Origin of the sequence: Limosilactobacillus sp. (genome assembly GCF_051873075.1) — a bacterium.
Lineage (GTDB): Bacteria > Bacillota > Bacilli > Lactobacillales > Lactobacillaceae > Limosilactobacillus.
Map to the genome: position 1 here is coordinate 1 of NZ_JBJEEM010000078.1, position 5,046 is coordinate 5,046.

Consider the following 5,046-nt stretch of genomic DNA (forward strand, 5'->3'; position numbering starts at 1 on the left):
GTCGAAGAAAACCCAATCAAGCGTTTCCACGGTCAAAAGGGTCAATGGTACTGCTACCCTGCTAAGATCGGTGAAAGCCTGGCTTACATCTACTTCAACGTTGACTACCTGGTCAACGGGATTGCTCTCTCCAACCTGTTTGAACTGGCATCCCCAGACGAAGTTGAAGGTCAAAAGCCTGACATGATCCTCCTCTTTGGTTTGGCAAAGACCGAAGGGATGGTTTCTCACTACTACCTCGACGAAAAGAACAAGATCTGGGTCGGTGAAGTACCATACACTGACAAGACTACTTACTTCGGCTACATGAAGAAGATGTGCCTGACCCTGCATAACCTGCACCAGATTAATAACGGCCGTCTGCCAATTCATGGTTCCATGCTGAAGATCCGCTTTACCAACGGTAAGGAAAAGAACGTGGTCTTCTTCGGTGACTCCGGTGCCGGGAAGTCCGAATCAATCGAAGCATTGCAGGAAATTGCTGATGATAAGATTGTTGATATGGAAACGATCTTCGATGACATGGGAAGCTTTACCATCGGTGATGATGGCAAGCTCTACGCCCAAGGAACCGAAACCGGTGCCTTCGTCCGGCTCGATGACCTGTCCAGTGCCGTTGCCTTCAACAACATGGACCGTGGTGTCTACCTCAATCCTGAACGACAAAACGCCCGGGTTATCATCCCGGCCGACACCTACGAACACGTTGTTGAACACCACCCGGTCGACATGTGGCTCTACGCTAACAACTACAGTGACGAGGTCGGGATCCACCGTTTCGACACTGAAGATGAAGCCAAGAAAGTCTTCATCGCTGGTAAGCGGAAGGCCCTGGGGACAACCGATGAAGTTGGAATGAGTTCCACCTTCTTCGCCAACCCATTCGGTCCGGTTCAAGAGCAAGAAAAGACCAAGCCAATCATCGACAAGGTCTTCAACAACCTCTTCAACAATGACGTTTACGTCGGTGAAATTTACACCCACCTGGGCAACGACAAGTCCAAGGACGCTCTGAAGGAATCCGCCCAAGAACTGCTCGATGTTCTGATGAACAACTAGTAACAACTAAAGTTAAATAATACGAAAACTGTCCGCTGAGATACAGGTGAATTGTTTCACCTGCCCCAGCGGACAGCTTTTTTATTATTGAATTAACAGCAACGTTCATCCAAAGTGATTACTGCCTTTTTGGACAGCTATGAGCCATCACTGTTGCTTTGCCGAACGGCTTTAGCTTCCCCTTTCATCACGGCGGAACTGTATTCGAAATGAACCGTATCATCCTGGATACTCTCTGCAAACTCAGCCATCTGAATCAACAGCTTCTTCAGCCGCTTTCCCCGGGCGGTCAGTGAGTATACGACCTTGGGCGGCACCGCACTATAATCTGTGCGTTCGACAATCTGGTCATCAATCAACTGGTGGAGCTGCTGGCTCAGCACCTTTTCTGCCGGCGCAGTTCCATAAAGGTCCATCATGTAACGACGCAATTCGCCAAACCGCTTGGGTGCCAGCCCGAGTGAGCAAATAATTGATGGCTTCCATTTGCCGCTAACCATTTCAACAACGTAGTTACACCCCAGAAAATAACTTTGCTTTGCCAAGCTTTCCACCGCCAATCTGTCTTTTAGTAATTATTATACAATACATGACGGCCTTGTTCAGCCAGGGCGATTTGGACCGTTGTTAAACAGTCCCTACCGATGAGTGCAGGATACTACTTGAACCGCAGTTTAATGTCTTCCTTAACGTCAGGCTCATAACCACCGTTAGCGGCCATTACCGCGGGCCGCGGCCGGTCAGCGGCGGTCCCGGGCTTGTCCACCCCAATTGAATCACGCACGGCAATCGTCGGATCAGCGATCAACTTGACCACAAATGCTGCAACACTCTTGCGCGAAACCTCGGTTCCTTTAAAGGGGTCGTCGCGCCGGGTCGTTTCGTAGTCAACCTCGTCCTCATTGGTTAACCAGGCCGGCCGAATAATTGTGTAGTCAAGGTCGCTGTTCTCAACAACGTCGGCCGCTAAACGGTAGCGGTGATAGTAATCACCCATGATTTGCTGGTTCCAGCGGCCAAACTCCCCAGGGATTTCATTATAGATTCCCAACGATGATGTCCAGATCAGTCGTTTGACGCCCACATCGTCCATGGCCTTGACGATCGTCTTCGCCGCCCCGATTACATCTCCGGCCAGGCTGGCGTAGACAATGTCCATGCCAGAAACGGCCTTGGCAACATCACCCGGGTTTGTCGCGTCGCCCTGAATGACTTGAACCGCCGGCAATTCAACCGCCAGTCGCTCTGGATGACGAAGAAAGAGGGTGAGTTGAACATCAGCCATTTTCACCAACATCGCTTCGGCAAACCGGGCGATCCGACTATTGGCACCGATAATTAAAACCTTTTTCATGTTACTCCTCCTAATTAAAACAATAAAGGTAGCCTCACCGCTGAGTGCTACCTTCATCACTAGTCAATATCATCTGTATAGACAACCGGCTTGATTAAATTCTCAGGCTTATTGTGCATTAATTCCAGGGCATCCGGAATATGCTCAAAGCCATGGAACTTATGCGTAATCAATGTTGACGGGTCCAGTCGACCATTGACGATCAGACTGGCGAGCTTTTCCATTCGCAAACGACCGCCGGGCATTACGCCACCGTCGATCTTGACGTTGGCCATCCCAACGCCCCAGTCGGCAGCCTTAATCTTAATGGTATCGGCCCCATTCAAATACGCAACATTGGCAACTGCCCCACCGGGCTTCGTCATCTTTACGGCCTGATCAAAGGTGTGCTCAGCGTCACCACCAGCGATCAATACCTTATTAACCCCTTCGTTATTAGTAAGCTTGAGAATCTGCTCAGCAATATCACCGTCATGGTAATTAATGATGTCGGTTGCCCCGTATTCCTTGGCCGCCTTGATGGTCGCCGGTCGGGAACCACCAATTGCGAATATGCGCCCAGCACCATGCAACACCGCACCACGGAGTGCCATTAGGCCAACTGGGCCGATACCGATAACTACGACCGTGTCCCCAAATTCAACGTTAGCCATTTCGTCGGCATGGAAGCCGGTCGGAATCATGTCAGAGAGCATGCATGCCACTCCGGGGTCCATCCCTTCCGGCAGGTAGGCCAGGTTACCATCCGCATCATTGACATGGAAGCGAGTGGCAAATACACCGTCCTTGTAATTAGAGAATTTCCAGCCGTTCAGCATCCCGCCAGAGTGTGATGAAAAGCCAGCCTGCGAATTCAGTGCTGACCAGTCAGGAGTAACAGCGGGCACTATTACCTTATCCCCAACCTTAAAATCCTTTACCTCATCACCGACGGCAACGACCTCACCGCTGGCTTCGTGTCCCAGAATCAGGTTGTACCGCGGCCCCAGCGCGTTCTCGTACACGGTATGGATATCCGACGTACAAGGAGCCACCGCCAATGGCTTTACCAAGGCGTCACGATGACCTAACTTGGGATCGTCCTTTTCAATAAAGCCCGTTTTATTAGGCCCAATCATTGCAAAACCACGCATTTAGTATTCCCACCTTTCACAAGCTGTTCCTCAGGCCTACGTCCGCCAAATAGTCGTAATCTAAGGAGCACCTGATTATCTACAACTATGAGTTACCGCCCGTGCTTACTTGACCTCGGGATTCTTTGGATACTTCATCTCGGCCCAGCCGCCAAAGCCCTGATGCAGCGAACTGATGTTGGCGGCACCTGGCAACGGAATACCGGCTGCGGGACCCGAATAATTATCAATCAGTCCCTGCGTCATGTGGTTCTTCTTAACCTGATCAAGGGTAATCTCATCGACGACCTGATCGTCTTCACCGTTCAAGATCTTTTCGGCAAAGAGAGGATCAATGATGGTTTCACGACCGACAGCAACCAGGTCAGCTAAAGATAATGCTGCCTCCGCCTTCTCACGGTTATTAACGCCACCGACGATAATCTCCTTCGCCCCGTTCAAGTACGGGTGGAAGAGCTCAGCCAACGTCTTCGTCGAATCCTTGAAGCTGCTGTCCGCCTTGTCAGTGTCGAGCAGCATTGCATCTCCTGGCTTAGCATCGAACTGCGGCATTGACAGGTGAACATAATCAAGATCAAACTCTTTGGTTAGTCTATCGATCAGCTGGGTTGATTCGTGCCAAGTGTAACCAATATTCTTACCATGGATCTCCTCAGGACTAATTCGGTAACCAACAATAAAATCATCTGGCGCATACTGCTTAACCGTATCAACAACAGCCTTAGTCACCGCCAATGGGAAGTTCATCCGCTTCTCGATGGAGCCGCCCCAGTTATCGTGACGTCGATTTGAATATGCGGACACGAACTGCTGGATCAGGTAGTGGTTGGCGCCATGAATTTCGACCCCGTCAAAGCCAGCGTCAATTGCCCGCTTAGTAGCTGCACCAAAACCGGCAATGATTTCTTTGATCTGCTCATTAGATAATGAGTGCACCTTGTATGGCAGGAATGGAAAATCAAGGCCATCCTCAAGCCCAGTTGGAGCAAAGACCTGCTTGCCATTCATTGCCCGGAAGTTCGCCTCACGACCGGTGTGCGCAATCTGCATGATCGCCTTGTTGCCATCATGCTTAATTGCTTGTGCCACCTTCTTTAGTTGTGGAACGAATTTATCATCATAAGCTGCCAGCTGTTCACGCCCCCGCTTCCAGGTCAGGGCTGGTCCACCATTCTCGGTAACGTACATGTATTCCGTAATGACCATCCCACCAGACTTGGAGTGAGCATTGTAGTAATTGATCGTGTCCTGAGTTGCGTAGCCATCCTCACCGCTGTTAGTCAGCATTGGCGGCTGAACAAAGCGATTCGCAACCGTTGCCCCGTGCCGGAACGTTAATGAATCAGATAAATTAGCCATAGTCTTGATCCCCTTTTTCTTTATTTCATTATTTACTCTAAGACTATGGGAAAATTTTCACAAGTAGGCACTTATTTGTAAGTACTTACCGGCTGGTAAGCATTTAGACAAAACAAAAAAGGATCCATGGCATAACACCAT

The 5,046-nt window shown here is 50.0% G+C and carries 4 protein-coding genes and 1 pseudogene; 1 reads left to right on the forward strand and 4 read right to left on the reverse strand.

Annotation, left to right across the window (positions count from 1 at the left end; translation table 11 throughout):
• Nucleotides 1-1,059 (forward strand): annotated as a pseudogene (locus tag ACI31J_RS07755) (phosphoenolpyruvate carboxykinase); the annotation flags it as partial.
• A 137-nt stretch (nucleotides 1,060-1,196) separates the two neighbouring features.
• Here ACI31J_RS07755 and ACI31J_RS07760 read toward each other — a convergent pair.
• The 4 genes from ACI31J_RS07760 to ACI31J_RS07775 form a co-directional block, all read right to left on the reverse strand.
• Entirely contained in the window at nucleotides 1,197-1,604 is a 408-nt protein-coding gene (locus ACI31J_RS07760) for a winged helix-turn-helix transcriptional regulator (RefSeq protein WP_439773848.1), read from the reverse strand.
• 113 nt (nucleotides 1,605-1,717) lie between these two features.
• The gene (locus ACI31J_RS07765) at nucleotides 1,718-2,413 is read right to left on the reverse strand and encodes an SDR family oxidoreductase (RefSeq protein ID WP_439773849.1); all 696 of its coding nucleotides are present in this window, start codon (nucleotides 2,411-2,413) and stop codon (nucleotides 1,718-1,720) included.
• A gap of 59 nt (nucleotides 2,414-2,472) precedes the next feature.
• Nucleotides 2,473-3,546, reverse strand: a complete 1,074-nt coding sequence (locus ACI31J_RS07770; RefSeq protein WP_439773850.1) for an NAD(P)-dependent alcohol dehydrogenase — start codon at nucleotides 3,544-3,546, stop codon at nucleotides 2,473-2,475.
• 105 nt (nucleotides 3,547-3,651) lie between these two features.
• Entirely contained in the window at nucleotides 3,652-4,905 is a 1,254-nt protein-coding gene (locus tag ACI31J_RS07775) for an NADH-dependent oxidoreductase (protein WP_439773851.1), read from the reverse strand.
• Between the last annotated feature and the right edge of the window lie 141 nt (nucleotides 4,906-5,046).

Bases quoted from the DNA above. Each gene is read 5' to 3' on its own strand.
- ACI31J_RS07765 (WP_439773849.1), bottom strand. From the start codon at position 2,413: ATGAAAAAGGTTTTAATTATCGGTGCCAATAGTCGGATCGCCCGGTTT.
- ACI31J_RS07775 (WP_439773851.1), bottom strand. From the start codon at position 4,905: ATGGCTAATTTATCTGATTCATTAACGTTCCGGCACGGGGCAACGGTT.
- ACI31J_RS07770 (WP_439773850.1), bottom strand. From the start codon at position 3,546: ATGCGTGGTTTTGCAATGATTGGGCCTAATAAAACGGGCTTTATTGAA.